The sequence below is a fragment of the Cupriavidus ulmosensis genome (assembly GCF_977008105.1).
Genome location: NZ_CDRMWP010000002.1, coordinates 2,072,885 through 2,099,581, shown reverse-complemented (window position 1 = coordinate 2,099,581; position 26,697 = coordinate 2,072,885). Strand labels below are relative to the sequence as shown.

21 protein-coding genes, 1 pseudogene and 1 riboswitch are annotated in these 26,697 nt (G+C 72.5%); of the genes and pseudogenes, 12 read left to right on the top strand and 10 right to left on the bottom strand.

Features of this window, described 5'->3' with window-relative positions:
- From cobN to ACWTPI_RS28980, 5 genes are all read left to right on the top strand, one after another.
- Window positions 1–3,792: a cobaltochelatase subunit CobN gene (gene cobN, locus ACWTPI_RS29000; protein WP_454733474.1), complete on the top strand. Its 3,792-nt coding sequence runs from the start codon at window positions 1–3 to the stop codon at window positions 3,790–3,792.
- Window positions 3,789–4,841, top strand: coding sequence for an ATP-binding protein (locus ACWTPI_RS28995; protein WP_454733473.1), 1,053 nt, complete (start codon window positions 3,789–3,791; stop codon window positions 4,839–4,841). The genes cobN and ACWTPI_RS28995 overlap by 4 nt, the downstream gene beginning before the upstream one ends.
- A 209-nt stretch (window positions 4,842–5,050) precedes the next feature.
- The gene (locus tag ACWTPI_RS28990; protein ID WP_454733472.1) at window positions 5,051–5,512 is read left to right on the top strand and encodes a vWA domain-containing protein; all 462 of its coding nucleotides are present in this window, start codon (window positions 5,051–5,053) and stop codon (window positions 5,510–5,512) included.
- Window positions 5,513–5,729: 217 nt separating this feature from the next.
- Entirely contained in the window at window positions 5,730–5,972 is a 243-nt protein-coding gene (locus tag ACWTPI_RS28985; protein WP_020202956.1) for a type II toxin-antitoxin system Phd/YefM family antitoxin, read from the top strand.
- Window positions 5,969–6,424 carry a type II toxin-antitoxin system VapC family toxin gene (locus ACWTPI_RS28980; RefSeq protein WP_020202955.1) on the top strand — a complete coding sequence of 152 codons (456 nt, stop codon included), beginning with the start codon at window positions 5,969–5,971 and terminating at the stop codon, window positions 6,422–6,424. The genes ACWTPI_RS28985 and ACWTPI_RS28980 overlap by 4 nt, the downstream gene beginning before the upstream one ends.
- A 102-nt stretch (window positions 6,425–6,526) precedes the next feature.
- On the opposite strand, the gene ACWTPI_RS28975 is transcribed toward ACWTPI_RS28980, so the two are convergent.
- From ACWTPI_RS28975 to ACWTPI_RS28965, 3 genes are read right to left on the bottom strand one after another with little or no spacing between them, the layout of a single operon-like run.
- On the bottom strand, window positions 6,527–7,585 hold the full coding sequence (locus ACWTPI_RS28975; RefSeq protein WP_020202954.1) for a HoxN/HupN/NixA family nickel/cobalt transporter: 1,059 nt from the start codon (window positions 7,583–7,585) through the stop codon (window positions 6,527–6,529).
- Between the two features lie 33 nt (window positions 7,586–7,618).
- Window positions 7,619–9,139 carry a PepSY domain-containing protein gene (locus ACWTPI_RS28970; RefSeq protein ID WP_454733471.1) on the bottom strand — a complete coding sequence of 507 codons (1,521 nt, stop codon included), beginning with the start codon at window positions 9,137–9,139 and terminating at the stop codon, window positions 7,619–7,621.
- Window positions 9,140–9,146: 7 nt separating this feature from the next.
- On the bottom strand, window positions 9,147–11,396 hold the full coding sequence (locus tag ACWTPI_RS28965; RefSeq protein ID WP_454733470.1) for a TonB-dependent receptor: 2,250 nt from the start codon (window positions 11,394–11,396) through the stop codon (window positions 9,147–9,149).
- 122 nt (window positions 11,397–11,518) lie between these two features.
- Window positions 11,519–11,776, bottom strand: a riboswitch (cobalamin riboswitch).
- Window positions 11,777–12,065: 289 nt separating this feature from the next.
- Here ACWTPI_RS28965 and ACWTPI_RS28960 point away from each other — a divergent pair.
- On the top strand, window positions 12,066–13,619 hold the full coding sequence (locus ACWTPI_RS28960) for a methyl-accepting chemotaxis protein (RefSeq protein WP_454733469.1): 1,554 nt from the start codon (window positions 12,066–12,068) through the stop codon (window positions 13,617–13,619).
- Between the two features lie 27 nt (window positions 13,620–13,646).
- Here the strand turns inward: ACWTPI_RS28960 and ACWTPI_RS28955 are convergent, their stop codons facing one another.
- Entirely contained in the window at window positions 13,647–14,123 is a 477-nt protein-coding gene (locus ACWTPI_RS28955) for a DUF2501 domain-containing protein (RefSeq protein ID WP_454733468.1), read from the bottom strand.
- Window positions 14,124–14,180: 57 nt separating this feature from the next.
- The gene (locus ACWTPI_RS28950) at window positions 14,181–15,140 is read right to left on the bottom strand and encodes a GlxA family transcriptional regulator (RefSeq protein WP_082079475.1); all 960 of its coding nucleotides are present in this window, start codon (window positions 15,138–15,140) and stop codon (window positions 14,181–14,183) included.
- Window positions 15,141–15,272: 132 nt separating this feature from the next.
- Here ACWTPI_RS28950 and ACWTPI_RS28945 point away from each other — a divergent pair, with 132 nt between their 5' ends.
- A complete protein-coding gene (locus ACWTPI_RS28945) occupies window positions 15,273–15,581 on the top strand; it encodes a DUF1272 domain-containing protein (RefSeq protein ID WP_029043599.1) in 309 nt (102 codons plus the stop codon).
- A 24-nt stretch (window positions 15,582–15,605) separates the two neighbouring features.
- Here the strand turns inward: ACWTPI_RS28945 and ACWTPI_RS28940 are convergent, their stop codons facing one another.
- From ACWTPI_RS28940 to ACWTPI_RS28930, 3 genes are all read right to left on the bottom strand, one after another.
- Complete coding sequence (locus ACWTPI_RS28940) at window positions 15,606–15,941, bottom strand: cupin domain-containing protein (protein WP_454733467.1); 336 nt, start codon at window positions 15,939–15,941, stop codon at window positions 15,606–15,608.
- Between the two features lie 96 nt (window positions 15,942–16,037).
- Window positions 16,038–17,279, bottom strand: a complete 1,242-nt coding sequence (locus ACWTPI_RS28935) for a YbfB/YjiJ family MFS transporter (RefSeq protein WP_454733466.1) — start codon at window positions 17,277–17,279, stop codon at window positions 16,038–16,040.
- Window positions 17,280–17,598: 319 nt separating this feature from the next.
- Window positions 17,599–17,988, bottom strand: a complete 390-nt coding sequence (locus ACWTPI_RS28930) for a response regulator (protein WP_020202944.1) — start codon at window positions 17,986–17,988, stop codon at window positions 17,599–17,601.
- 134 nt (window positions 17,989–18,122) lie between these two features.
- Here ACWTPI_RS28930 and ACWTPI_RS28925 point away from each other — a divergent pair, with 134 nt between their 5' ends.
- Complete coding sequence (locus tag ACWTPI_RS28925) at window positions 18,123–20,018, top strand: ATP-binding protein (protein ID WP_454733465.1); 1,896 nt, start codon at window positions 18,123–18,125, stop codon at window positions 20,016–20,018.
- Window positions 20,019–20,096: 78 nt separating this feature from the next.
- Here ACWTPI_RS28925 and ACWTPI_RS28920 read toward each other — a convergent pair.
- Window positions 20,097–21,047: pseudogene (locus ACWTPI_RS28920) on the bottom strand (NAD(P)-dependent oxidoreductase); the annotation flags it as partial.
- Window positions 21,048–21,098: 51 nt separating this feature from the next.
- Window positions 21,099–22,004 carry a LysR substrate-binding domain-containing protein gene (locus tag ACWTPI_RS28915; RefSeq protein ID WP_020202941.1) on the bottom strand — a complete coding sequence of 302 codons (906 nt, stop codon included), beginning with the start codon at window positions 22,002–22,004 and terminating at the stop codon, window positions 21,099–21,101.
- A gap of 291 nt (window positions 22,005–22,295) precedes the next feature.
- Between ACWTPI_RS28915 and ACWTPI_RS28910 the strand changes: the two genes are divergently transcribed.
- The 4 genes from ACWTPI_RS28910 (at window position 22,296) to hpnD (ending at window position 26,675) form a co-directional block, all read left to right on the top strand.
- Window positions 22,296–23,285 (top strand): Bug family tripartite tricarboxylate transporter substrate binding protein, encoded by a 990-nt coding sequence (locus tag ACWTPI_RS28910; RefSeq protein ID WP_231401604.1) that lies wholly within the window; start codon window positions 22,296–22,298, stop codon window positions 23,283–23,285.
- A 301-nt stretch (window positions 23,286–23,586) separates the two neighbouring features.
- Entirely contained in the window at window positions 23,587–25,179 is a 1,593-nt protein-coding gene (locus ACWTPI_RS28905; RefSeq protein ID WP_059411484.1) for a gamma-glutamyltransferase family protein, read from the top strand.
- A 123-nt stretch (window positions 25,180–25,302) separates the two neighbouring features.
- Window positions 25,303–25,524 carry a hypothetical protein gene (locus tag ACWTPI_RS28900; protein ID WP_059411485.1) on the top strand — a complete coding sequence of 74 codons (222 nt, stop codon included), beginning with the start codon at window positions 25,303–25,305 and terminating at the stop codon, window positions 25,522–25,524.
- A 299-nt stretch (window positions 25,525–25,823) separates the two neighbouring features.
- Complete coding sequence (gene hpnD, locus ACWTPI_RS28895) at window positions 25,824–26,675, top strand: presqualene diphosphate synthase HpnD (protein WP_454733464.1); 852 nt, start codon at window positions 25,824–25,826, stop codon at window positions 26,673–26,675.
- The last annotated feature ends 22 nt before the right edge of the window (window positions 26,676–26,697 follow it).

Below are 26,697 nucleotides of genomic sequence, written 5' to 3'. Positions count from 1 at the left end.
ATGCACCTGCTTTCCACCCGCCCGGGCGGCTTCGTCGACGACAATGCCGGCGTGGTGCGCATCGCGCAGAGCCCGGCGCGCATCGTGGTGCTGAGCGCGGCGGACACCACGCTGTCGCTGCTGGCCGGCGTGTTTCCGCGCCTGGGCGAAGACTTCCCCACGGTGCGGCTGGCCAACCAGATGTACCTGCGCCAGCCGGCCTCGCTCGACCTGTACGTGGACGACGTGTTGCAGCATGCCAGCGTGGTGGTGGTGGACCATCTCGGCGGCGACAGCGACTGGGCCTACGGCCTGGAGCGGCTGACCGAGCTCGCCCGCGCGCGCGGCCAGTTGCTGGTGATGTTCTCGGGCGACCTCGCCGAGGACGCCAACCTGCTCGCGCGCGGCAACGCGCCGGCGGCGCTGGCCAATACGCTGTGGCGCTACCTGCGCGAAGGCGGCGCCGACAACGCCGAGCAGTTCTTCCGCTGCCTCGCGCACCATGCGTTCGGCTGGGGCGAGCCGGCCTTGCAGCCGCGCGTGCTGCCGCAGGCCGCGCTCTACCATCCGGCGCACGGCGTCGCCACGATGGCGGACTGGCAGCGCGACTGGCGCGCCGGCGCGCCGGTGGCGGCGCTGGTGTTCTACCGCGCGCACCTGCAGGCGGGCAACACCGCGGTGTTCGACGCGCTGATCGCCGCGCTGCGCGCCGAGGGCCTCAACCCGCTGCCGCTGGCGGTGAACTCGCTCAAGGACACGCTGTGCCGCGAGGTCCTGCAGCAGCTTTGCGCCGAGCATGGCGTGGCGCTGGTGCTCAACACCACGGCCTTCGCCGTGTCCTCGCTCGACGCGCCCGGGACGATGGCGCTGGCCGGCGCCGCGCCGGTGCTGCAGGTGGTGCTCAGCGGCGGCAACCGCGAGGACTGGCTGCGCGACAACCAGGGCCTGGGCGCGCGCGACGTCGCCATGCACATCGCCATGCCCGAGGTGGACGGCCGCATCATCACGCGCGCGGTCAGCTTCAAGGGGCTGGCCTACCGCTGCCCGCACACCGAGGTGGACGTGGTGCGCTACCAGCCCGACGCCGGGCGCATCGCCTTCGTGGCCGAGCTGGCGCGGCGCTGGTGCCGCCTGCGCGAGCTGCCCGACGCGGACAAGCGCGTGGCGCTGGTGCTGGCCAATTATCCGTCCAGCGAAGGGCGCATCGGCAATGGCGTGGGCCTCGACACGCCGGCCTCGGTGGTCGGCATCCTCGCCATGCTGCGCGAGCAGGGCTATCACTGCGAAGGCCTGCCCGCCGACGGCGACGCGCTGATGCGCGGGCTCACGCAGGGCATCACCAACGACCTCGCCCAGCACGGCTGGCGCCCGGCCTTCCAGAGCCTGGCGATGGCGGACTACCTGCGCCACCTGCGCGGCCTGCCCGAAGAGAACCAGTGCGCCATCGCCGCGCAATGGGGCAGTCCGGAGCAGGACCCGATGGTGCGGCAGGGCCGCTTCATGATCGCCGGCGTGCGCAGCGGCCACCTGTTCGTCGGCCTGCAGCCGGCGCGCGACCATGCGCTGCCCGGCGAGGCCGGCACGTGCGGCTACGCCAGCTACCACGACGCGGAACTGGTGCCGCCGCACGGCTACCTGGCTTTCTATTTCTGGCTGCGCCATGCGTTCGGCGCCGATGCCATCGTCCACGTCGGCAAGCACGGCAACCTGGAATGGCTGCCCGGCAAGAGCGTGGCGCTGGCCGACACCTGCTGGCCCGACGCCATCCTCGGCCCGCTGCCGCATCTCTACCCGTTCATCGTCAACGACCCCGGCGAGGGCGCGCAGGCCAAGCGGCGCGCGCAGGCGGTCATCATCGACCACCTGATGCCGCCGCTCACGCGCGCCGAGAACTACGGCCCGCTGCAGGACCTGGAGCGCCAGGTCGACGAATACTACGAGGCGCTGGCGGTGGACCCGCGCCGCGCGCGGCTGCTGCGCAAGTCCATCCTCAAGCTGATCGTCGGCCAGCAGCTGCACCGCGAGCTGGGACTCGACGCGCCGGCCGACAGCGACGGCGAGGACGCGCTGCTCAACCGCACCGACGCCTACCTGTGCGAGCTCAAGGAATCGCAGATCCGCGACGGCCTGCACGTGTTCGGCGTGTCGCCGCAAGGGCGCCAGCGGCGCGACACGCTGCTCGCGCTGGGCCGCTTCCCGAGCGGCGACGGCCGCGGCGCGCAAGCGGGCCTGCTGACGGCGCTGGCCGCCGACCTCGGCCTGGGCGAGGGCTTCGATCCGCTCGACGCGGACTGGGGCGCGCCGTGGCAGGGCCCGCGCCCGGCGCCGCTGGCGGCCGTCGACGCCGGCGCGTGGCGCCACCACGGCGACACGCGCGAGCGGCTCGAGCTGCTGGCAACGCGCCTGCTCGACGAGGACGCCGCGCCCGCCGGCCTGCCGCGCGCCGCCGCCGTGCTGGCGCGCCTGCGCGCCGAGGTGGCGCCCAGGCTGGACGCCTGTGGCGAGCAGGAAATGCGGCAGCTCGCGCGCGGGCTGGCGGGGCGCTTCGTGCCGCCCGGCCCGAGCGGCGCGCCGTCGCGCGGCCGGCCCGACGTGCTGCCCACGGGCCGCAATTTCTATTCGGTCGACACGCGCGCGGTGCCCACGCGCACGGCGTGGACGCTCGGCCTCAAGTCCGCCAACCAGTTGATCGAGCGCCATCTTCAGGAGCACGGCGACTACCCGCGCGCGGTGGGCCTGTCGGTGTGGGGCACCGCCACCATGCGCAGCGGCGGCGACGACATCGCGCAGGCCTTCGCGCTGATGGGCGTGCGGCCCAGGTGGGCCGCGGGCAGCTTCCGCGTGACGGATTTCGAGATCCTGCCGATGGCCATCTTCGACCGCCCGCGCGTGGACGTGACGCTGCGCGTGTCGGGCTTCTTCCGCGACGCCTTCGCCAACGTCATGCGGCTGTTCGACGCCGCCGTGCAGGCCGTGGCCGAGCTGGACGAGCCGCCCGAGCTCAACCCGCTGCGCGCGCGCGTGCTGGCCGAGCGCGCCCGCCTCGAAGCGCAGGGCCTGCCCGCGGCCGAGGCGCGCCGCCGCGCCGGCTGGCGCGTGTTCGGCGCGCGCCCGGGCGGCTACGGCACGGGTTTGCAGGACCTGATCGACAGCCGCGCCTGGCAGGACGACAACGACCTCGCCCAGGCCTACCTGCACGCCGGCGGTCATGCCTACGGGCAGGGCACCGACGGCGTGGAGGCGCGCGCCAGCTTTGCCGCGCGCCTGTCCGGCCTGGACGCCGTGGTGCAGAACCAGGACAACCGCGAGCACGACCTGCTCGACGCCAACGACTATTACCAGTTCCAGGGCGGCATGGCCGCCGCCGCGCGCACCTTCGGCGGCGCGCAGCCGGCCATCTACCACGGCGACCACAGCAACCCGGCCGCGCCGCGCATCCGCACCTTGCAGGAAGAAATCAGCCGCGTGATCCGCGCGCGCGTGGTCAATCCCAAGTGGATCGACGGCGTCAAGCGCCACGGCTACAAGGGCGCCTTCGAGATGGCCGCCACCGTGGACTACCTGTTCGGCTTCGATGCCACCACGCGCGTGGTGTCCGACCACCAATACGCGCTGGTGGCCGATGCCTACGTCAATGACGCCGACACGCGCGCGTTCCTGCGCCGCCACAACCCGCGCGCGCTGCACGCCATCTGCGAGCGCCTGCTCGAAGCTGCGCAGCGCGGCCTGTGGCAGGCCCCCGGCGAGCGCCGCGCCCAACTCGAACGACACCTGCTCGACAGCGAGCAGGCGCTGGAAGGAGCTTCCCGATGACCGCCGCCGCACAGCGCCCGCGCTTGCCGTTTCCGTTCAGCGCGCTGGTGGGTCAGCCGCGCCTGCAGCAGGCGCTGCTGCTGGCCGCGGTCGACCCCGGCATCAGCGGCGTGCTGGTGAGCGGGCCGCGCGGCACCGCCAAGTCCACCGCCGCGCGCGCGCTGGCCGAGCTGCTGCCCGAAGGGCAGTTCGTCACGCTGCCGCTGGGCGCCAGCGAGGAACAGCTCGTCGGCACGCTGGACCTCGGCCACGTGCTGCGCCAGAGCGAGGTGCGTTTCGCGCCGGGGCTGCTGGCGCGCGCGCACCAGGGCGTGCTCTACGTGGACGAGGTCAACCTGCTGCCCGACCATCTCGTCGACCAGTTGCTCGACGTGGCCGCCAGCGGCGTCAACGTGGTGGAGCGCGACGGCGTCTCGCACCAGCACGAGGCGCGCTTCGTGCTGGTCGGCACCATGAACCCCGAGGAAGGCGAGCTGCGCCCGCAACTGCTGGACCGCTTCGGCCTCGCGCTGACGCTGGAGAACTGCACCGACGCGGCGCAGCGCCAGGCCATCGTGCGCACCCGGCTGGCCTTCGACACCGATCCCGAGGCGCTGCGCGCGCGCCACGCCGGCGCGCAGGAAGCGTTGACGCGGCAGGTGCGAGTCGCGCGGGCCGCGCTGGCGGCGCTGCCGTTCGGCGATGCCGTGCACGAGCGCGTCAGCCGCCTGTGCCTCGATGCCGCCGTGGACGGCGTGCGCGCCGACCTCGTGATGCTGCGCGCGGCGCGCGCGCTGGCCGCGCTGCAAGGCGACGCCGCCATCGCGCCGGCGCATGTGGATGCCGTGGCGGAACTGGTGCTGCATCATCGCCGGCAGGCGCCGCCCGATGCCGGCCGCGCGCCGGACGGCGCGGAGGCTGACGCGCCGGCTGACGCGCAGGCGGGCGAGCGCGGCGACGCCGGCAGCGCGGCCAATCCCTGGGGCGCATTGCCGCCGCCCGCGGACAGCCGCGCGGCCGGCATCGCTCCGGTCAAATCCGTGAGGCCGCTGCCCGCAAAAAAAGCCTGAGCCACCGGCAGGCCGCCGCCGATTCCGGGCAGGGCGGCAACCGGTGGCAAGCCCCTCGTTTCGCCGCGCCACGGCCGCGGCAAGGCCGTCTTGCCGGCACCCGCATCCACTGGCCGCGCACGCTCGCCGCCAAGGGCGCCGCGCCGCTCGCGCCCGCGCATCTGCGCCTGCGCGCGCAGCATGCCCACGCCGGCGTGCTGCATTGCTTCGTGCTGGACTGCTCCGCCTCCATGCTGCACGGCCGCCAGCTCGCGCAGGCCAAGGGCGTGCTGCTGCGTCTGCTCCAGCGCGCCTACCAGGCCCGCGCCGAGGTCGCGCTGGTGTGCTTTGCCGGCAGCCACGCGGAAGTCCGCCTTCAGCCGGCCCGCGCGCGGCCGTGGAGCGAAGCCTGGATTCGCCCGATCGCCGGCGGCGGCGGCACGCCGCTCGCGCTCGGCATGCAGCGCGCGGGCGAGGTGCTGGCCGGCGCCGCCCGCCGCCGCCCGGCGCAGCAGCGCTGGCTGTGGCTGCTCAGCGACGGCCGCAGCGCGGAGCAGCCCGCGCGCCCGCGCGGGGCGGATGCCGTGATGGTGGTGGATTTCGAACAGCAGGCGGTGGCGCTGGGGCGCTGCCGCGAACTGGCGGCGGCGTGGGACGGGGAGTGGGTGGCGGTGGAAGCACTCCTAAAATGAGAATCCGGGACTTCCTGGCGATGGTCGCGGGTGCCCAGAATCGGATGGCGGCTGAAAATACCCCGCATCCTGCATGCATCCAAAGCCATTTTTGCCATCCGACGTCATCGTGAAAGGAGCTCATGTGACCGCACAACAACGCAACGCAAGCGTTGCCCGCACCACCTCCATCAAATTTGCTAGACTAGACCGGTTCATAGACCAGATGGAGGCTAGCATGTTTGTCGAGGTGGGTTCCTACGATGCCAAGACCAGGCTGCCCGAATTGCTGCGCAAGGTGGAGCAGGGCGAGCGTTTCACCATCACCCAGCGTGGCCGTCCCATTGCGGACCTCGTGCCGAGCGCGGACAACAGCCGGCTCGGCGCGGAAGCCGCGGTCGCGGCGATGCGCGCCACTACCCGGGTGCAGGGTGTGGCGGCCGACGAACTCGGCCGCTGGATCGCGGAGGGGCGCCGGTGACGTCGGCGGTGCCGGTGGTGTCCGCGGTGCCGGCGACGCTGGTGCTGGATGCCTCCGTGGCGCTGGCCTGGCTGTTCGAGCGGACGGAGCCGGCGCAGGCCGATTGCGCCGGGCGGGTGCTCGCGGCGCTGCCGTCATGCCGCGTGCTGGTGCCGCCGCTGTGGCACGTGGAGACCGCCAACGCGCTGCTGGTGGCCGAGCGCAGGCAGGTCGTGAGCGAGGCCCAGGTGGCGGATTTCGTCGCCAAGCTCGGCCGCCTGCCGATCGAGACCGACGTGGCGGCGCCCGCGGAGCGCAGCGAGGTCGTCATGGGGCTGGCCCGCGAGCACGCGCTGACCGCCTATGACGCCAGTTACCTGGATCTCGCGCTGCGCAGCGGCGCGGCGCTGGCGACCTTCGACGTGGCGCTGGCGGATGCGATGCGGCGGGCCGGCGGCATCGTGTTCGCCTGAGTCCGCCGCCGCGCGGGCCGTTCCGCGCGCATGCGCAGGCGGCGTCGTTCCGTTTTCATCGCTGCTTCACCGCGTTCACATCGCATTTGCCGCAGCGCGCCGTCACCCCATCCGCACCTCGATCTCGTCGTACCGCCGCACGCGGTACACCACCATCGACACCAGCCAGCTCAGCACGAACACACCGATGATGACGTAGCCGAGCATGCCGAAGTGCGCGTTGAGCTCGCCGACCACGTCCCACAGGCCGCCCGCCAGGCCGAGCTTGTCGGCGATCAGGCCGAGCGCCTCGATGCCGCCGATCACCACCGCCACCACCACCGAGACCAGCGTGATGGTCATGTTGTAGTAGAGCTTGCGGATCGGCTTGGTGAAGGCCCAGCCGTAGGCGCCCAGCATCAGGATGCCGTCGGTGGTGTCCACCAGCGACATGCCCGCGGTGAACAGCGCCGGGAACACCATGATGGTCCAGAACGGCACGCCCTTGGCGGCCTCGGCCGCGGACAGGCCGAACAGCGCCACCTCGGTGGCGGTGTCGAAGCCCAGGCCGAACAGCAGGCCCATCGGGAACAGGTGCCAGCTGCGGCTGGCGAGGCGGAACAGCGGGCGGAAGAGGCGCGCGAGGAAGCCGCGGTTGTTGAGCAGCAGGTCCAGGTCCTGTTCCCTGAGCGGCTCGCCGCGCCTGACCGCGCGGAACGCGCGCCACACCGAGATCAGGATCAGCAGGTTGAAGAAGGCCAGCAGGAACAGGAACAGCGCCGAGACGCTGGTGCCGATCATGCCGCCCACGGCCTTCATGTCGGCGAAGCGCGTCTGCAGCGCCGCCGCGGCGATGGCGATGCCGACCGACATCAGCGTGACCACGGTGGAGTGCCCGAGCGAGAAGAAGAAGCCGACCGTGACCGGGCGCTTGCCTTCCTGCATCAGCTTGCGCGTGACGTTGTCGATGGCGGCGATGTGGTCGGCGTCCACCGCGTGGCGCAGGCCGAGCGTGTAGGCCAGCACGGCCGAGGCCAGCAGCATGGGATGGTCGCGGAACGCGGCCAGCGCCCAGATCCAGGCGCCCACGTTGGCGGCGATCAGCAAGGCGTACAAGGCGATGGTCTTGCGGCGCACGTCGTCGTGCTGGTCGTTGAAGATGCTGGCGAGGAAGCGGAGCATGGGGCGGCGGGCGTATCGGGTGGACGGCGGTTTTCAGGAGCGGCGCGGGCGCAGGCGCGGGCGGAACAGGCGCCGCCAGCCTATCACCACGCCGCTGACGGAGATGACGAGCCCGGCGATGGACAGTGCCCACATGGCAATGTCCCACGCCGGGCGGTGTTGCAGCAGCCAGCCGAGGTCCCAGCTATGCGCGGCGTTGAACAGCCAGCGGTAGGCGCGCCGGCTGCGGTCGCTGCGGCCGAGCAGGCTGCCGCTGGCCGGGTCGAGGTAGGCCCAGGTGGCGGCGGCATCGTCGAAGCGCACGCGCAGCACCGGCAGCCGGCGCGGCTGGTGATGGCCATACCAGTAGGCATCGGGCTGCGTGAGCCGTTCGCTGCCGGCGACGCGGGCGCCGGGCACGAGGCTGGCCGCGGCGGCGGTCAGCGCCGCGTCGTCCGGCGCGGGCGCGCGGCCGCCGTCGGCGCGCACGGCGCGGCTGTCGTCGCCCGCGCCCGCCGCCAGCAGCAGCGGCAGTCCCGCCTGCCAGACCATGCGGATCTCGCGCGGCGCGGCCATGCCGTCCAGCCGCGCCGCCAGCGCATCGCCGTCGAGCTCGGGGAAGCGCGGCAGCGTCTGTCCCGCATAGCGCTCCAGCGCGGACTGGTCGAAGTTGCGCGCGGGGAACCACTGGTTGGGATTGACCGAGAGCCAGCCGCTCGCCAGCCAGGCCAGCAGAAACAGCGCGCCGCCGAGCCCGGCGACGTGGTGCCAGGCCATCCAGCCGTGGTAGGGCGAGGTGCCGCCCGCGCTGCCGTGCGCGAAGCGGCGGCGCACGCGCAGCCGCAGCCAGCCGATCCAGATGCCGCTCGCCGCCACGGCGACGCACACGCCGGAGGTCCACAGCACCACCTGGCGCCACAGTGGCGGGTCGGCGCGCACCGGCGTGAAATACAGCCAGTGCGGCACGGCGCCCAGCCAGTTCCAGAAGCGCTCGGCGCGGTTCGTGTCGCGCATGACTTCACCGGTGCGCGCGGACACGTACAGCTCGGTGCCGGCGGCGTCGCCGAGCGCGATGCGGTGCAGCGGGCGCCAGGCGTTCAGGCCGTTGGGCACGGTCCACTGGTCGCGCGCGGCGGTCTCGGCCCAGCGCGCGCCGGGCGCGCCGGCGAAGCGCGCGGCGATGTCGCGCGCGGCGGCGGCGTCCACCTGTTCGATGCGCGTGCCGTCGCGCGCCGAGACCGTATGCGGCTGGCCGCGCCAGTCGACAATGCGGTAGACCGGCAGCGCGCCCATCATCTCCAGGCGCAGGCTGCGCGGGAAGCGGTCCAGCCCCGCGCCGGCCAGGGCAGCGGCGGGCGCGACGCGCACCGCCGGCAGGTCCAGCGGCGGCAGGCCGGCGTGGCGCTCGGTGTCGGTCAGCGCGGGGAACGCCACGTACATCATGACCAGCCCGGACAGGAACCACATGGCGATCAGCAGGCAGCCGGCGATCCCGGCCCAGCGGTGCACCAGGTAGAGCCAGCGGCGCGCGCAGCGCCAGCAGCGTTCCGGCCAGGACAGGGAAGGGTGTGCCACGGCCGGGCTAGAAATAGAAGTTGGCCGACAGCTCGGCCGCGCGCGGGCGGCCCAGCAGCCACTGTCCGCCGCTGTTGCCGGAGGTCTCGGCGTAGTCGCGGTTGAACAGGTTGTAGACGCGCAGCGCCAGCGCGGTCTGGCGCGACACGCGCCACTGCAGCGCGGCATCCACCACCGTGTACGAAGGCATGGCCGCGGTGTTGGCGTTGTCGGTATAGCGCCGGCCCACGTAGCGCAGGCCGCCGCCCGCCTGCCACTGCGGCGCGAAGGCCCAGGTCAGCCACAGGTTGGCGGCCTGCTGCGGCACGCCGGTCGGCACGTTGCCGTTGCGCGAGACCAGTGCGCCGTTGACGCTTTCGGCGAAGTCGTCGTAGCGGGCGCGCAGCACGGTGCCGTTGGCATCCACGCGCAGGCCGCGCATCAGCTCGATGCTGAGCGACGCCTCCAGCCCGCGCGAGGACTGCTCGCCCACCTGCACCGACAGCGCCGGGTTGCCGGCGTCGCGCGTGAGCAGGTTCTTCTTGACGATCTGGTAGGCGGCGAAGGTCCATTCGCCGCGCCTGTTCCAGAACGCCTGCTTGACGCCGGCCTCGATCTGCCGGCCGGTGGCGAGCCGGAAGTCCTTCTGCGCGTCCGAGGTGGTGATCAGCGCGCCGAGCGGATCGGTGGCGGTGGCGTACTGCGCGTAGACCGACAGCGATGGCGTGAACTCGTAGACCGTGCCCGCGCGCCAGGTGGCGTTGTTGAAGGTGCGGGTCCAGTCGTCGCCGGTCAGCAGGTTGCCGCGCTCGAGCTGGGCATGGTCGAAGCGCACGCCGCCGATCACCGACCATTGCCGCGTGAGCTTGAGGCGGTCCTCGCCGAACAGGGCGGCCTGGGTGGTGTGGGTGCGGTAGCGCGGCGAAGTGACCACGCCCGGCGGGCTGAAGAACTGGCCCGGGTCGAACTGGTACGCGCCGACGGTGGAGGCGCCGCCATAGGGCGAGTTGTTGCTGTGGGTGAAGTTGATGCGGTTGACGTCGAAGCCCGCCGTGACCGTGTTGGCCAGGCCGAACAGCTGGCCGTCGACCTTCAGGTCGGCGCGGTCGCCGATCTGCTCCTGGTCGTGCAGGATCTCCAGGTAGTCGGTGCGGCGCACCTGCCCGGTGGCGGGCAGGTAGGTGTAGGACTCCGAGTCGCGCCAGTGGCGCTGGCTGGTGAGGTAATAGAACTGGTTGCGCACGGCCACGCGCTCGTTGGGCTGCCATTCGGCGGCCAGCCGGGTCCAGCGGTCGCGGTAGGTGATGGTGCTGTCGCCCACGTTGTAGTTCTTCGTGCGCAGCGAGGTATCCAGGCTGCCGTTGACCAGCGGCGTGCCCAGGTAGCGCATCGGGTGCTGGTCGCCGTCGTCGTAGGACAGCGTGAGGTTGAATGCCGGCGAGACGTCGAGCCGCACCGCGGCGGACACGTCCACGTCGCGCGATTCGCCGCGGTCCACCCAGCCGGCGGAGCGGCCGTAGTTGACGTTGAAGCGGTAGGACAGGTTCTCGTTGACCGCGCCGCCGCTGTCGAAGGCCGCGCGCGCGGTGCGCTGCGTGCCGCCGGTGAGCTGCAGCTCGTTGGTGATGGGGCCGCGCAGCGGCTTTTTCGGGATCACGTTGACCACGCCGCCGATGGCGCCCTCGCCGTACATCACGGAGGCCGCGCCGCGCAGCACCTCGATGCGGTCCACCGACCATGTATCGAACGGGAAGGTGACGGTGCCGGCCGCCACGTACAGGCGCGTGCCGTCGTACAGCTGCATGACCGAGCCCTGGCCCGAGAAGCCGCGCGCGGCAAGCGCCGTGCCGCCGTTGCCGGGCGCGCCGGCGGCGGTGATGCCGGTGGCGCGCGACACCGCGTCGCTCACGCTCTGGTCGCCGCGCTCGCGGATGGTCTCGCCGGACAGCACCTCGATGCTGGCCGGGGTCTCGAGCGGCGTCAGCCCCAGGCGGCTGCCGGTGCTGGCGGGCTCCGACAGCGACAGGCCCGGCGGCAGCGCGGCGCCGCTGACCACCACCGGCGGCAGCGCCGCGGCCTCTTTCTGCGCCGGGCGCGCCGGCGGGCGGCCGGCCTCGGTGTCGTCGGCGGCGCGTGCGGCGTCCGCGCCGGCACCGGCAAAGGCGCCCAGCGACAGGGCCAGCGCGCACTGGCGCGCCAGCGTGCGGCGGATGGGGATGAAGCGGAGCCGGCCGGAGGCGGGCAGCAGGCGGCGGGCAAGGCGGTGGCGCGCGGACATGGACTTTCCATCGTTGGCCGCGGGCGACCCCGCCCGCGGCAATGAACGAACCAGCCACGGACGCGCGCGCGCCGGCGCCGGGCGCATGCCCGGCGGCCTCACGCGCGGTGCCCGTCCGCAGCCGCTGTGATGGGTCGCAAGGCCGGTATCCGGGCTCGCAGGGGGATGCGCTGCCGGGTGGGCGCGTCCGGGGTGCCGCCTTCCCGCGCGTGGTTGCGCGCAGTGGCTGCCGCTGCTTGTGGGGCGCGGCGTGACACCTTTCTACCTGCTGACCGTTGCGGGGGCAGCACAGGACTTGCCGCGGCGGGGCGGCGCACCTGTTTCCCGTTTAACCCCTGACCGCGCAACGCGGGCGGGGCACCTTCGATCCTTTTGCAACCCGGTTGCAAAAGCAGCGCGGGTGCGAGGCGGATTGTAACGGGATTTAAGTGATCCGGGGCGGTAGTTTTTACCCGGCGTGGCTGCGCCGCGAAGCCGGCGCATTGCGCCGACATGATGAATCGTGTCGTCATCGCGAGGCATCGTCCGGCATCTTTTTGGTGTTTCCGGCACCGCGCGCGGGAATACCGCATGCGGCGCTAAAGAAGGCAGGGCGTGCTCCGATATCCGGGGGGAACACCGCCTGCCTTTTGCATGGCCGGTGCCCGTCCCGATAACGCGAACCTCGTCATGAACCACCTGACCCTGCGAAAAAAGCTGTGGATTCCCCTTGTGCTGGCCTGGCTCGGCCTGCTGCTGCTGACCGTGATGCACGCCTTCCAGACCCGGCAGCTGCAGATGGCCGACCGCCGCGGCGAGCTGGCCAACGTGGTCGACATGTCGCTCTCGCTGGTGCGCGACTACGCGGAGCTGGCGCGCCAGGGCAAGATGAGCGAAGCCGAGGCCAAGGCCCAGGCCACCGCCCGCATCGCCGCGCAGCGCTACGGCAAGGATGGCTACATCACCATCGTGGGCGCCGATTCGGTGCTGGTGATGCACCCGATCAACGCCAAGCTCAACGGCAAGAACATGATCGATTTCAAGGACGCGAAGGGCAAGGCGCTCTACGTCGAGATCGCCGCGCGCGGCGCCTCGCCCGAGGGCACCGGGCACCTGGACTACTGGTGGCCCAAGCCGGGCAGCGACCAGCCCAGCCCCAAGATCGGCTACGTGGCGCGCTACAAGCCGTGGAACTGGGACCTGCTGGCGGGCACCTACATGGATGACGTGGAGGCCCAGTTCCGCTCGTCGCTGTATCAGTCGGTCGGCCTGCTGGTGCTGCTCGGCATCGTGATCTCCGGCGTGGCCACGCTGGTGATCCGCAGCATCCAGAAATCGGTGGGCGGCGAGCCCGCCGACGCCGCCGCGCTGGCCCTGCGCATGGCCTCCGGCGACCTGACCGTGCGCGCCGGCACCGCGCCGGACGACCGCGCCAGCCTGATGTACGCGATCGGCCATATGCGCGACCAGCTCGCCGGCACCGTGGGGGGCATCCAGCAGGCGGCCGATTCCATCAGCGCCGCGGCGCAGCAGATCGCCGCCGGCAACTCCGACCTGTCGGGCCGCACCGAGCAGCAGGCCGCCTCGCTGCAGCAGACCGCCGCCAGCATGGAGCAGCTCACCGCCACCGTGCGCCAGAATGCCGACAACGCCGCCGAGGCTAGCCAGTACGTGGCCGACGCCGCGCAGATCGCGCAGCAGGGCGGCAGCGTGGTGAGCGAGGTGGTGGACAAGATGCGCGGCATCACCGCCAGCTCGCGCAAGATCAACGACATCATCGGGGTGATCGACGGCATCGCCTTCCAGACCAATATCCTGGCGCTCAATGCCGCGGTGGAAGCCGCGCGCGCCGGCGAGCAGGGCCGCGGCTTCGCCGTGGTGGCCGGCGAGGTGCGCAACCTCGCGCAGCGCAGCGCGAGCGCGGCCAAGGAGATCAAGACCCTGATCGTGGAATCGACGGGGCAGGTCGACAGCGGCTCGGCGCTGGTCGAGCAGGCCGGCCAGACGATGGCCGAGATCGTCAGCGCGGTGGGCCGCGTGACCGCCATCATGGATGGCATCGCCTCGGCCACGGCCGAGCAGCGCACCGGCATCGAGGAGGTCAACCGCGCGGTCTCGCAGATGGACCAGATGACGCAGCAGAACGCGGCGCTGGTGGAGCAGGCCAGCGCGGCCGCGGCCTCGCTGGAAGACCAGGCCGGCGCGCTGCACCAGGCGGTGTCCGCCTTCCGCCTGGCGGCCTGAAGCGCGCCGCGATGGCGGCGGCGGTGGCTAGAGCAGCGACTTGCCCTGTGCCAGGATCTTGTCGCAGACCTGCCTGGTGATCTGCTCCTTGAGGCCGCCGCCGCTGAGGTCGAGCTTGCCGCCCTCGGCGCTGCTGAGGATGCCCTTGGCGCCTTCGCTGTAGCCGGGGTCGGACGCCGGCGCGCCGCCGAGCTTGCCCAGCAGCTTGTCCTTGACCGAAGCGGCGCCGCTGCCGCCGCCCAGGTAGTTGTTCTTGACGCAGAACTCCAGCACGCCGGCCACGTTGCCGGTGCTGCCCGAGCTCAGCGATTGCAGCGAGGGCATGCCGCCGCCCCCGCCGCCCAGGCTGCCGGCCAGCCCTCCCAGGCCGCCGCTGCCGCCGCCCGAGCCGTTGCCTTGCGTGGCGCCCTTGAGCAGGTCGCCGAGTTGCGCGTGGGCCGCCGCCGGTAACAGGGCGGCGGTCAGGATCGATACGGCGGCGAGGCGGCTAAAGCTGGCTTTCATGCGATGCTCCTTTCTGGTGGATCAAAAGCGAGCTTCCAATATAGCGCCTCGCCGCATTCAGGGTGTGACGCGCCACGCGGAAGGCGTCACCGGCTCTTCGAGCCGCCACGCCGCGCGGAATGCGTGCGGGCTGGCGAAGCCGCACCGCGCGGCCACCTGTTCCACCGGCCAGTCGCTTTCCCTGAGCAGCCGCCGCGCCAGCGCGATGCGCAACTGCTGCTGGTACTGCTTGAGCGTCACGCCGCATTGCTGCCGGAACAGCCGCGCGAGTTGACGGTAGCTCAGCGCGAAGCGGGCGGCCAGCGCCTCGTAGGGCAGCGCGTAGTCCGGCCGGGCCGTGAGGAAATCCTGCACCGCGTGGATCACCGCGTGGTCGTGGCCGCGGTAGCGCAATTGCGCGTCGAGCGCCGGGTCCTGGCTCAGGCGCCGGAACGGCACCACGTTGTCGCGCGCCACGCGGATCGCCGCGGGCGCGCCGAAGTCCCGCGCGATCAGGTGCAGCGCGAGATCGATGCCGGCGGTGACGCCGGCCGATGTGACCAGCCCGCCGTCGTCGACCAGCAGGCGGTTGGCCAGCACGCGCGCGGCGGGGTAGCGCTGCTGCAGCCGCTCCAGGTAGTCGTGGTGCGTGGTGCAGTGGCGCCCGTCGAGCAGCCCGGCGGCGGCCAGCAGCCACGCGCCGGTGCAGACGCTGGCCAGCGTGATGTCGCCCAGGCGCGGGCGCGCCACCTCTTGCAGCCAGCGCACGAGCACGCGGTTGCCGGGCGCGAGCGGGGCGTCGGGCGCGAGCTTGCAGCCGGCCACGATCACGGTGTCGCCGCGCGCCAGCTTCGCCGGCAGGGGCCGCAGCGCGCTCAGCGCCAGCCCCTGGAAGCTGCGCAGCTCGCGCTCCGGCCCCGCGCAGATGCACTCGACCGCGCCCAGTCCCAGCTCGCCGAGCGCGCCGAACAGTTGCAGCGGCCCGGCCAGGTCCAGCACGTGCACGCTGGGCGGCACCACGAAGTAGATCCGTTTCATCGGGTTTCGGAGGAAGGTCGCCTGGCATGGCAGGTTTTTTACGTAGCGTGGCAGATTGCCGGCTTTCCGGCGGGCAGCCTTGTTCCTACCATGTCATGTAAATTACCTGGCCACGTCGATACGGGAGACATGATGCTACAACTGCGACCCACTTGCGAACATTGCGACAAGGCGCTGCCGCCGGCGGCGACGGACGCGCGCATCTGCAGCTACGAATGCACGTTCTGCGCCGCGTGCGTGGACGGCCTCCTGCAGAACGTATGCCCCAACTGCGGCGGCGGCTTCACGGCGCGGCCGGTGCGGCCGGCGCGCAACTGGCGCAACAACAACTGCCTGGACAACGACCCGGCCAGCACGCAGAAGAAGCACAAGCCGGTCGACCCGCAGGCGCACGCGCGCTTCGCGGCGGCCATCGCGGGCATCGCGCCGGAGCGGCGCTGAGAAGCGGTCAGCGCGGGGGAGCGCCTATGCGTCGCGGTGATGCAGCAGCGTCACCAGCAGCGACGCATCCTCGATGCCGCGCAGCGCGTGCGGCGCGCCCGCCGCCACGAACATCAGGTCGCCGGCCTCCATGCGCTGGGTGCTGCCGTGCGCTTCCATCTCGATCGCGCCTTCGAGGCAGTGCACGGTCAGCGCGCCGGGCACGCTGTGTGCCGGCAGCGACTTGCCGGCCAGCAGCACCAGCCGCATGACTTGCAGGTCCGGCGCGCGGACCAGGGTCAGGTTCTGGGTTTGCCGCAGCGCCGCGCCCTGCGGGCGGAGCTTGACGATTTCACCGGGTGCCGCGTGATGTTGTGCCATGACCGTTCTCCAGGCGGGCCGGATGCGCCGCGCATGCTAACGGAATAGCGCAAGGCCGGCCCGGCCGCAAGGCGTGCTTGCCCGGGCCGGCGGCATTCAGCGCGCGCCGCCCGCCTGCCGGCGGCGCAGCGCGAAGTCGGCCAGCAGCGCCAGCGCGAGCGCCACGCCGCCGCAGGCGAAGATGAGCGCGTAGTTGTTGTGGGTGGCGCCGAACAGGTAGGAGTAGCCGTAGCCGCCGAGCGCCTGGAACAGCGCGAACGCGGTGGTCGCGCGGCTCCACGCCGCGCGCTGTTCCGCGTGGTCGTGCGGCACCATCTCGTGGATGCGGCCGAGCACCAGCGGCACGATGCCCGGCGTGAAGACGCCGAGGATGACCGTGGCCACGCCGATCAGCATGCCGTTGCCGGACAGCGCCAGCAGGCCCGCGGCCAGCGCCTGCAGCGCCAGCGCGATGCGGTAGGCCGCGCGGAAGCCGATGCGGTCCGCCACGTTGCCGCACAGCACCGGGCCGGCGATGGCCGCGACGCCGTACAGCACCCAGTAGCCGGAGCCGGCCGCCGCGCCGCGGCCCAGCCCGCGCGCCACGTAGTCGACCAGCAGGACCATCGCCGGCACCAGCCCCAGCGCGTTGGCGGCATATTGGGCGTACAGCACCCGCATGGCCGGGCCTTCGCGGCGGGCCGGCGGCGCGGCGGGCTGCCCCGGCGCGGCGGCCGGGGTTGCCGGCTGCGGCGCGTTGCCGGCGGGCCAGCCGAACCAGCTCACCGCGGTCAGCACCAGCGCGACCGTGCCGAGCCCGATCCAGGTGTCCCGCAGGCCAAAGCGCAGCAACTGCGGAACCAGGGTGCCCGAGGCAGCGATGCCCAGCCCGAGCCCGAGGAAGATCATGCCGCCGGCAAAACCGCGGCGCGCCGGCGGGATGTGCGGCAGGATGGTCGTCGCCACCAGCACCATGATGGCGCCGCCCGACAGGCCCGAGGCAAAGCGCCACACGAAGAACCAGCCCACCGACAGCGGGAACGCGCAGGCGAAGAACGCCAGCGCGGCGACCAGCATCAGCAGGCGCAGCGCGGTGCGGTTGGACAGCGCGGCCGCGATGGGGCGGCCCAGCAGGGCGCCGGCGAGGTAGCCGGCGAAATTGGCCGCGCCGAGCGTGACCGCCTGCGACGACGTGAACCAGTGTGCCTGGATCAGCGGCGGGATCAGCGGCGTGTAGGCGAAGCGCGCCAGGCCGATGGCGACCAGGCTGGCGCAAAGGCCGGCCAGCATGGCGAACATGGCCTCGATGTCCAGCGGGGGCGCGCCGCGCACCGGGGTGGCGATGGTGTCTTGTGACATGAACTTCTCCGGCGACGGGCCTGGCCGCGCGGCGGCCGCGGTTCCCGAGGTGCGTCTTGTTATATATCAAGTGATATAGAACGAAATACTATATCAATCGATATAGAACGCAAGAGAATTCTTTGTGGCGGATGAGGTATCTGGCATGCCTCGATTCCCGCGTCCGGCCGCTGCCGTCGCGCGGGCGGACGCCGGCGCCATGCCGGTCCGGCGCAAGGGTGGCGGGGCGAAGCCCGCGAAGGGATTCCGGCGGAACGAGGGCGGGACCGCCTTGGCGTTGCCCTGAACGCCGCCCTCAATGTCGTCCCTGATGCCGCCCTTACCGCCGCCCCGCGCGCAGGGCCTCGATGGCCGGCAGCAGCGCGCCGATATTGCCGTCCTTGAACAGGAAGCCGTCGGCCCCGGCCGCCAGCGCGGCGTCGGCGGTGCCGGGCGCGGTATTGCCGGTCAGCACGAGGATGCGCAGCGCCGCATGGCGCCCGCGCAGCTCGCGCAGCGCGCGGAAGGCGTCGGGGCCGAGCAGGCCGAGGTCCACCACCAGCAGGTCGGCCGCCGCGCGCGCGAGCAGCGCCGTGAGTTCGCCGGCATGGGTGGCTTCTCCGACCACCGTGATGCCGTCCACGGTCGAGAACAGCATCTGCAGGCCGGCGAGGACCAGGGGGTGGTCGTCGGCCAGCACGGCGCGCAGCGGGGCGGGGAGGGCGTGCATCGTGGCGGTGGGCAGGGCCGGCGGCGAGGAAGTGTTGTTTGTCGGGCGCGGACGCGCGCGGACGAACGCGATATTATCAGGCTCCGGTTTCTGCAGAACCGGCCAGCCCGCGCCCACCCATCACCGGATCGCCAATGCCCGCCCCAGCATCTTCCCCAGACCCGACGGCACGGACCGGCGGCCCGGCCGCCGCGCCGCGGCCCTGCGCGGAGGGACAGGTCGAGGCGGCGATGGTGGGGCTGCTCTACCGGCAGTCCAACGCGGTGATGTTCGCCAACTTCATCATTCCGCTGCCGGCGCTCTACGTGCTGCAGCGGGGCGCCCCGCTGACGCTGCTGCTGGGCTGGCTGGCCGTGGTCTACCTGCTCACCGCGGTGCGCATCTTCAACTCGGTGCAGTACTTCCGCCATGCGCGGGCCGAGGGCACGGCGCCGCTCACGCCGGCCTCGCTGGCCGCGCCGCGCAGCCTGTCGCCGCGCGCGTGGGCGCAGCGCTTCACGGTCATGTCGTGGCTGTCCGGGCTGTTGTGGGGATGGCTCGGGTCGGCCGTCTTCCTGCCGCCCGACCCGGCCCTGGTGGCGTTCTGCATCATCATCATCGCCGGCATGACGTGCGGCGCGATTCCCTCGCTGTCGGCGTGCCCGCTGACCTACGTCGGGACCATGACGGCGATGGTGCTGCCGTTCATGCTCAACTGCCTGTGGCAGGGCGGCCCGCTCTACAACGTGTTCTTCGCCTTCGCGCTGTGCCTGGCCTGCGTCAACCTCTACTACTGCCGCGTGACCTACCGCAGCGTGCTCGAGGGCGTGCGCCTGCGCTTCGAGAACGTGGCGCTGATCGGCCAGCTCGAGCGCGAGCGCGACCGGGCCACCGCCGCGGACAACGCCAAGACCCGTTTCCTGGCCGCCGCCAGCCACGACCTGCGCCAGCCGGTGCACGCGCTGGGCCTGTTCACCGCCACGCTGTCCAGCGTGGCGCGGCGCGGCGACGTGCCGGCGGCCCAGGCCATCCAGGTGGCGGCGCGCATCGACGGCACGCTGGCCCATATGGGCGACCTGCTCGACGGCCTGCTCAACGTGTCGCGGCTGGACGCCGGGCTGATGCCGGTGGCGCGGCGCCCGGTGGCGCTGGGCGCGTTGCTGCGCGAGCTGGGCGGCGAGTATGCAGGGCAGGCGCGCCAGCGCGGCGGCGAGCTGCGCGTGGTGGCCACCGAGGCATGGATCGACACCGACCCGGCGCTGCTGCGGCGCATTCTCGACAACCTGCTGTCCAACGCGCTGCGCTACGCGCCCGGCGGCAAGATCCTGCTCGGCGCGCGGCGCCGGCCGCACGGCATGGAGATCCAGGTGGTCGACCAGGGGCCCGGCATCGCCTGCGCGCAGCAGGCCAGGGTGTTCGAGGAATTCGCGCAACTGCCCGAGACCCAGCGCCATCCCGAGGAAGGGCTGGGCCTGGGCCTGGCCATCGTGCGGCGGCTGGCCGCCCTGCTCGGCCACGAGATCGGCCTGCGCTCGGTGCCGGGGCGCGGCGCCCGCTTCTCGGTGCTGGTGGCGTATGCGGCCGCGCCGGCGGCGCCCGCTCCCGTGCCCGCGCCCGCCGGCGAGGACGGCGCGCCGTCCTCGCAGCACCGCCTCGGCATCATGCTGGTGGACGACGACGCGCGCGTGCTGGCGGCGCTGAGCGAGCTGCTGGCGCTATGGGGCCACGCAGTTTATGCCGGCGCCACCGCGCCGCAGGCGTGCGCGGCCCATGCCGCCGCCGCGGCGCAGGGGCCGGCGCCGGTGGATCTGCTGATCGTGGACTACCGCCTGGCGGGAGGCGTCACCGGCTTTGCCGCGATTGCCGCGCTGCGCGGCTGCCTGGGCGCCGAGGTGCCGGCGCTGGTGGTCACGGGCGACACCGCGCCCGACCGCCTGCGCGAACTGGATGCCAGCGGTTTCCGCATTCTGCACAAGCCGCTCGCCGCGCACGCGCTGCGCGAGGCGATCCACGCGGCGGTGCTGCCCGAGCGCGGCCGGCAGGCGGCCTGAGGCGCCGGCGCGCCGCGCCGCCGCGTCGGTGACGGCGATGGCGGCGATGGCGGCGATGGCGACGGCAGGCGTGGCGCTTCAGCGCCCGGCGCGGCGCGCCGCCACCTGGCCCAGCACGGCCAGGTCCATGCCGCCTTCGTTGTGGGCCACGGCGTCGAGCAGGCTGTCGCGCACCGCGCTGCCCACCGGCAGCGGCACCGCGACCGCGTCGGCCGCGGCCAGCGCCAGGCGCAGGTCCTTGAGGCCCAGCGCCGCCTTGAAGCCGGCCGGCGCGTAGCGCTGCTGCGCGATCAGCGTGCCGTAGCCCTGGTACACCGGGCCCGGGAAGATGCTGCCGGTGAGCAGGTCCAGCAACTGCTGCGGCGCGATGCCGTGGGCGCCGGCCAGCACCGTGGCCTCGCCCAGCGTTTCCACCGCGGCGGCCAGCATGAAGTTCACCGTCAGCTTCACCGCGTTGGCCTGCTGCGCCTGCGCGCCGAAGCGCCAGGTCTTCTGGCCGATCAGCGCGAACAGCGGCTGCACGGCGTCGATGGCGGCGTCCGGGCCGGCGGCCAGGATATTGAGCTTGGCCGCCGCCGCCGCGTCCGGGCGGCCCAGCACGGGCGCGGCCACGTAGGCGATGCCGCGTGCCTGCGCGCGCTGCGCCAGCTCCGCGGCGAACGCCACCGAGATGGTGGCCATGTTGACCAGGATCACCGTCGGCGGCAGGCGCGCGAGCAGGCCGCTGTCGAGCAGCACCTCGCGCAGCGCCTGGTCGTCGGCCAGCATGGCGAACACCACGTCCGCCTCGCAGGCCTCGGCCGGCGTGGCCGCTGCCTGCGCGCCCGCGCCGGCCAGCGCGGCGGCCGGGCCAGGCGAGCGGTTCCAGACCCGCAGCGGGTGGCCGCCCTTGAGCAGGTTGGCGGCGATGGCGCTGCCCATGTTGCCGAGGCCGAGAAAACCGATATGCATTTGCCGACTCCTGAAATGGCGCCGGATCGCCCGCTGGCGGGGTTCGCGCCAGGCTCCGCGCGGCGCGCGGCGGCTTCCGGTGCGCGCATTATGCGTCCGCCGGCGCCGTGGCGCAGCGCGGCGCCATCGCTACGGCACCTGCCGCTCCAGCACGTCCCACAGTTCCAGCAGCGTGGGATTGCCGGCGTGCGCCGCGCGGTAGGCGCAGATGTCCAGCGCCGACTGCCAGGTAGCGTCGCCGGCCGGCACCAGCGTGCCGGCGGCCAGCGCGTCGGCCGCGGTGGTGCGCGGCAGCCAGGCCACGCCGTGCCCCTCGATGGCCATCTTCATCAGCAGGATCGCCATGTCGGCCTCGTAGCAGCGCTCCAGCGGGCGGCGCGGCGGCGCGGTTTCCAGGATCACGTCGACCACGCGGCCGAGCGTGGTGCCGGCGGTGTAGGCCAGGTAGGGGATCGGCTTGCTGCTGGCGCCGCCCAGCGAGAACAGCGGCCCGCCGCGCACGTTGGGCGCGCTCAGCGGCATCAGCAGGTCGTGGCCCACGGTCAGGCTGCGGAACTTGTCCGCGTCGAGCGAGACCGGCACGCGCGCATGGTTGTAGCCGAGCATCAGGTCGCAGTTGCCTTCCGACAGCGCCACCACGGCTTCGAGCACGTTGGCCGCCACCACGCGCGCGTTGAACTGGCCGTAGCGCGCCTGGCAGGCCTTGAGCCAGGCCGGCAGGAAGGTCAGCGACAAGGTATGCCCGGCGGCGATCTGGATGGCCTTGCCCGGCATGCGGCTTTCCTGGCGCAGGGTGGCGCGCGCGTCCATCAGCAGCGTCAGCGCCTCGCGGCCGCTGGCGCAGAAGGTCTTGCCGGCGGGGGTGAGGTCGAGCGGGAAGGTGTTGCGGTCGACCAGCACCGCGCCGGCCCAGTCCTCCAGCGAGCGGATGCGCCGCGAGAGGGCCGACTGGGTGATGTGCCGCAGCTCGGCGGCACGCGAGAAACTGCGGGTCTTTTCCAGCACCAGCAGGTCATCGATCCATTTCAGTTGCATGGCTTGGCGCCTTGGCGGCGGGGCAGGGAAGCGGGACGGCGGGGCGGCGGGCTGCCGCGGGTATTCCATTTTCGCATAAGCCTATGGGCGATCCGCATCCCGGTGCCGGCGGGACCGGCCTAGAATCGTTGCTTCCCATCAGCCGACATATCGCCGCAGGCGAAGCAGATCCAGCATGACAGGGGCGCGCAGACAAGCCGGCTGGCAAAGCGGCCGCGCGCCGGAACGTTCCGACCCCAACTCGGCCGTCAATGTGTTTCGACGCTTTCGGGAGTTACCCTGATCATGTTCATGCAGTCGCTTTTCCGTCACCGCGCGCAGCAGGGCGCCCTGCTGCTGGCGCTGGCCCTTGGCGCGGCCGCCGCGCCGGCCGCCGCCGCGGACTATCCGGACCGCCCGGTGCAACTGGTGCTGTCCTTCCCGCCTTCGGGCGCCACCGACGTGCTGGCGCGCGCGGTGGGGCAACGCCTGTCCACCGTGCTCAAGCAGCCGGTGGTGGTGGACAACCGGCCCGGCGCGGGCGGTGCCATCGGCATGAGCTATGCCGCCAAGGCCACGCCGGACGGCTACACGCTGTACCTGGCCGCCGTGAGCAACGCCGCCATCGCCGCGGCCACCTACAACAGCCAGCCGGCCAGCCTGAGCCGCGACTTCGTGCCGATCGCGGGCATCGGCACCGTGCCGCACATCCTGGTGGTGCCGGCCTCGCTGCCGGTGCACTCGGTGCCGGAACTGGTGAGCTACCTCAAGGCGGCGCCCGGCAAGTACAACTTCGCCTCGCAGGGCGCCGGCACGCTGTCGCACCTGGAGTCGGAACTGTTCAAGCTGCGCACCGGCGTGGACGTGGTGCACGTGCCGTACAAGGGCAGCTCGTTCGCGCTGCCGGACCTGATGGCCGGGCGCTCGAGCATGATGTTCGACAGCATCCCGGCGGCGCTGCCGCACGTGAAGTCGGGCAAGCTGCGGCTGCTGGCGGTGGCCTCCGAGCGCCGCGTGAGCTCGCTGCCGGACGCGCCCACCGTGGCCGAGTCGGGCATCCCCGATTTCCGCGCCGACAACCTGTTCGGCCTGGTGGCGCCCAAGGGTACGCCGCCGCAGGTGGTCAAGCAGCTCGCCGCCGCGATGAAGGACGTGCTGGCCTCGCCCGAACTGGGCGCGGCGATGGAAGCGCAGGGCGTGCAGATCAAGTACACCCCGCCCGAGCAGTTCGGCCGCATGATCGGCGACGAGATGCGCGCCTGGGAGAAGGTGGCGCGCGCCGCCAACGTGCGGATAGACTAGCGCGGCCATGCAGTGACGGGCTGGCGGGCTTGCCCGCGGGCCCGGGTTTGCCGGCAAGGCAGCTTGCCGCAGGTTGTTTCCCTCTTCCGCGCGCGGAAGAGGGGCAGGGGGAGCGGGCCGGCGCCGCCACGCAGCGGACGCCTTCGGCGTTCGCCGGCGCGGCGCCCGCTCCCGACCCTTCTCCCGCCGCATCGGGGAAGGGCGCAGGTCGCGGGCGGCGCGGGCCTTGCCGGTATGGGCCTGCCCGCCCGATTTTCTCAATTCCCACGCGCCGCCCAGCGGACGCGAAGCATTCCTCGCCATGAACAATTTCTGGAATTTCCCCTATCCTTCGCAGCGCGTGCCGGTCCTGGCCGACAACGTGGTGGCCACCTCGCAGCCGCTGGCGGCCGCGGCCGGCTTGCGCATGCTGGCGCGCGGCGGCAACGCCGTGGACGCGGCGCTGGCCACGGCCATCGCGCTGACCGTGGTCGAGCCGTGCATGAACGGGATCGGCGGCGATGCCTTCGCGCTGATCTGGGACGGCAAGGAACTGCACGGCCTGAACGCCAGCGGCCGCGCGCCCGCGGCGTGGACGCCGGAATATTTCTCGCGCTACGACAGCATGCCGCCCAACGGCTGGGACGCCGTGACCGTGCCGGGCGCCGTCTCGGGCTGGCGCGCCACCTGGGAAAAGTTCGGCAGCCTGCCGTTCGCCGACCTGTTCGAGCCGGCGCTGGAATACGCGCGCAACGGCTTCCTGGTGTCGCACACGGTGCACCGCCAGTGGCAGGCGCAGGTGCCGGTGCTGATCGACAAGCCGGGCTTCGCCGAGGCCTTCGCCCCCAACGGCCGCGCGCCGCTGCCGGGCGAGCGCTTCATCTGCGAGGGCCAGGCGCGCACGCTGGCGCGCATCGCCGAGAGCAAGGGCGACGACTTCTATCACGGCGAGCTCGCGGCCAGCATCGCCGCGCACGCGCGCGCCACCGGCGGGCTGATCACCGAGGCCGACCTGGCCGCGCACCGCGCCGACTGGGTGCAGCCGATCAGCACGGCCTACCGCGATCTGGAGCTGTTCGAGATCGGCCCGAACGGGCAGGGCATCGGCGCGCTGATGGCGCTGGGCATGCTGGAGCAGTTCGACGTGGCCGGCGCGGGCGTGGACTCGGCCGAGGCCATCCACCTGCAGGTCGAGGCCATGAAGCTGGCCTTCGCCGACCTGCACGCCTACGTGGGCGATCCCGCGGCGATGCACGAGGTGCAGGCCGCGCACCTGCTGGACCGCGGCTACCTGGCCAGCCGCGCCAAAGCCATCGACCCGGAGCGCGCCGGCAACCCCGGCCCGGGCAAGCCGCACAGCGGCGGCACGGTCTACCTGACCGTGGCGGACCGCAACGGCATGATGGTTTCGTACATCCAGTCCAACTTCAAGGGCTTCGGCTCCGGCGTGGTGGTGCCCGGCACCGGCATCGCCCTGCACAACCGCGGCTGGGGCTTCAACCTCAAGCCGGGCCACCCCAACCAGGTCAGCCCGGGCAAGCGGCCGTTCCACACCATCATCCCCGGTTTCCTGATGCGCCAGGGCAAGCCGCTGGCCGGCTTCGGCGTGATGGGCGGCTCCATGCAGGCCCAGGGCCACGTGCAGATGACCAGCCGGCTGGCCGACTTCGGCCAGAACCCGCAGGCCGCGTGCGACGGCCCGCGCTGGCGCGTGCTGGACGACAACAGCACCGTCGCGGTGGAATGGAACTGCCCGGAAGCCACCGTGGCCGGGCTGCGCGCGCGCGGCCACAAGGTGGAGGTGGCTCCGCGCGGCAACCTGGAGTTCGGCGGCGCGCAGATCGCCATGCGGCTCGACAGCGGCTACGCGGCCGCGTCGGATCACCGCAAGGACGGCTACCCGGTCGGTTTCTGATACCGGGCTGCCGTTTGCGCGGCGGCGGAAAAATAGTCGGGTGTGTGGGTTGGGACACATCAAACAGCCGGAACCGGGGCATAGACTGAAGGCGTCCTTTTTGCCAGCCAAGGAGAGGTCGCCATGGAAACGCTCCGGTCCCGCCGCCTGCTCGATCGTGTTTCGCCGGCCGTGCTGGCCGACCTGCGCCGGATGCAGGCGGCCACCGAATGGGCCCGGGCGCTGGCTGCCGCCGGCCGCGCGCCGGTGGACGCGGCGGGCGAGGGCTTCGAGTTCGCCCGCTACGATCCGGGATTGCGCGGCTTCGTACTGCTCAGGCTGCGCGGCGGGGTGCGCGACGCCTGACGCGGACAGGCATGGCGTCCCGCCCGCCGGCACGGCGGCGGGCGTCCCCGGGGTCTCTTCCTTCCTGTGCCTTCCCGGCCGCATTTCCGGCTCCGCCACGGCGAGCCGGCCTCCAGGCGCCAGGCGCCCGCGCCACCCCGGGTTCACCCGGCTGCGCCTCGCCCGGCCCTGTGCGGCGCGCCTTGCTATAATCCCGAATTACCCAAAAATCATGCCGCCCCGGCCGCGCGCATGCCTTTGCCCGCGCTTTGCCGGCAACGGCGGCGGCGAGGGTGGTTCAATGCGTGACGGGGAGTTACGTGGCCGGAACCGATATCGCAGTGCAAGACGTCCCACCCAGCGCGGGCAATCCCGTTTCGACCGGCAGCTCGTTCCATGCCGCCATGAAGATCCTGCCTGCCGCGCAGCGGGAGGCGATGTTCGAGATCTACGCCTTCTGCCGGCAGGTGGACGATATTGCCGACGGCGACGGCCCGCGCCCGCAGCGCCTGGCCGGGCTGGACGCCTGGCGCGCCGACCTGGCCGCCTGCTATGCGGGCACGCCGCCGCCGGCGCTGCGCCGGCTGCACGCGCAGATCGTGCGCTACGGCCTGCTGCAGGAGGATTTCCTGGCGGTGGTCGACGGCATGGCGATGGACGTGCTGGCCGACATCTGCGCGCCGGACGCGGCCACGCTGGACCTGTACTGCGACCGCGTGGCGAGCGCCGTGGGGCGGCTTGCCGTGCGCGTGTTCGGCATGGAGCGCGAGGCCGGCGTGGCGCTGGCGCATCACCTGGGCCGCGCGCTGCAGCTGACCAACATCCTGCGCGACATCGACGAGGATGCCGGGCTGGGCCGGGTCTACCTGCCGGCCGAGGCGCTGGCCGGGGCCGGCGTGCCGCCGGGCGCGCCCGAGGCCATCGTCGGCCATCCCGCGGTGGGCCGCGCCTGCCTGGAAGTGGCGGGGCAGGCCCAGGCGCACTATGACAAGGCGTTCGCCATCATGGCGGACGCCCCGCGCCGCGTGGTGCGCTCGCCGCGCATCATGGGCGAGGTCTACCACGTGGTGCTGCAGCGCCTGCTGGCGCGCGGCTGGGCCAACCCGCGCGAGCGGGTGCGGGTGCCGCGCGCGCGGGCGCTCTGGATCCTGTTGCGGCACGGCTTCGTCTGAAGCCATTTCGCTGATTTGCCGC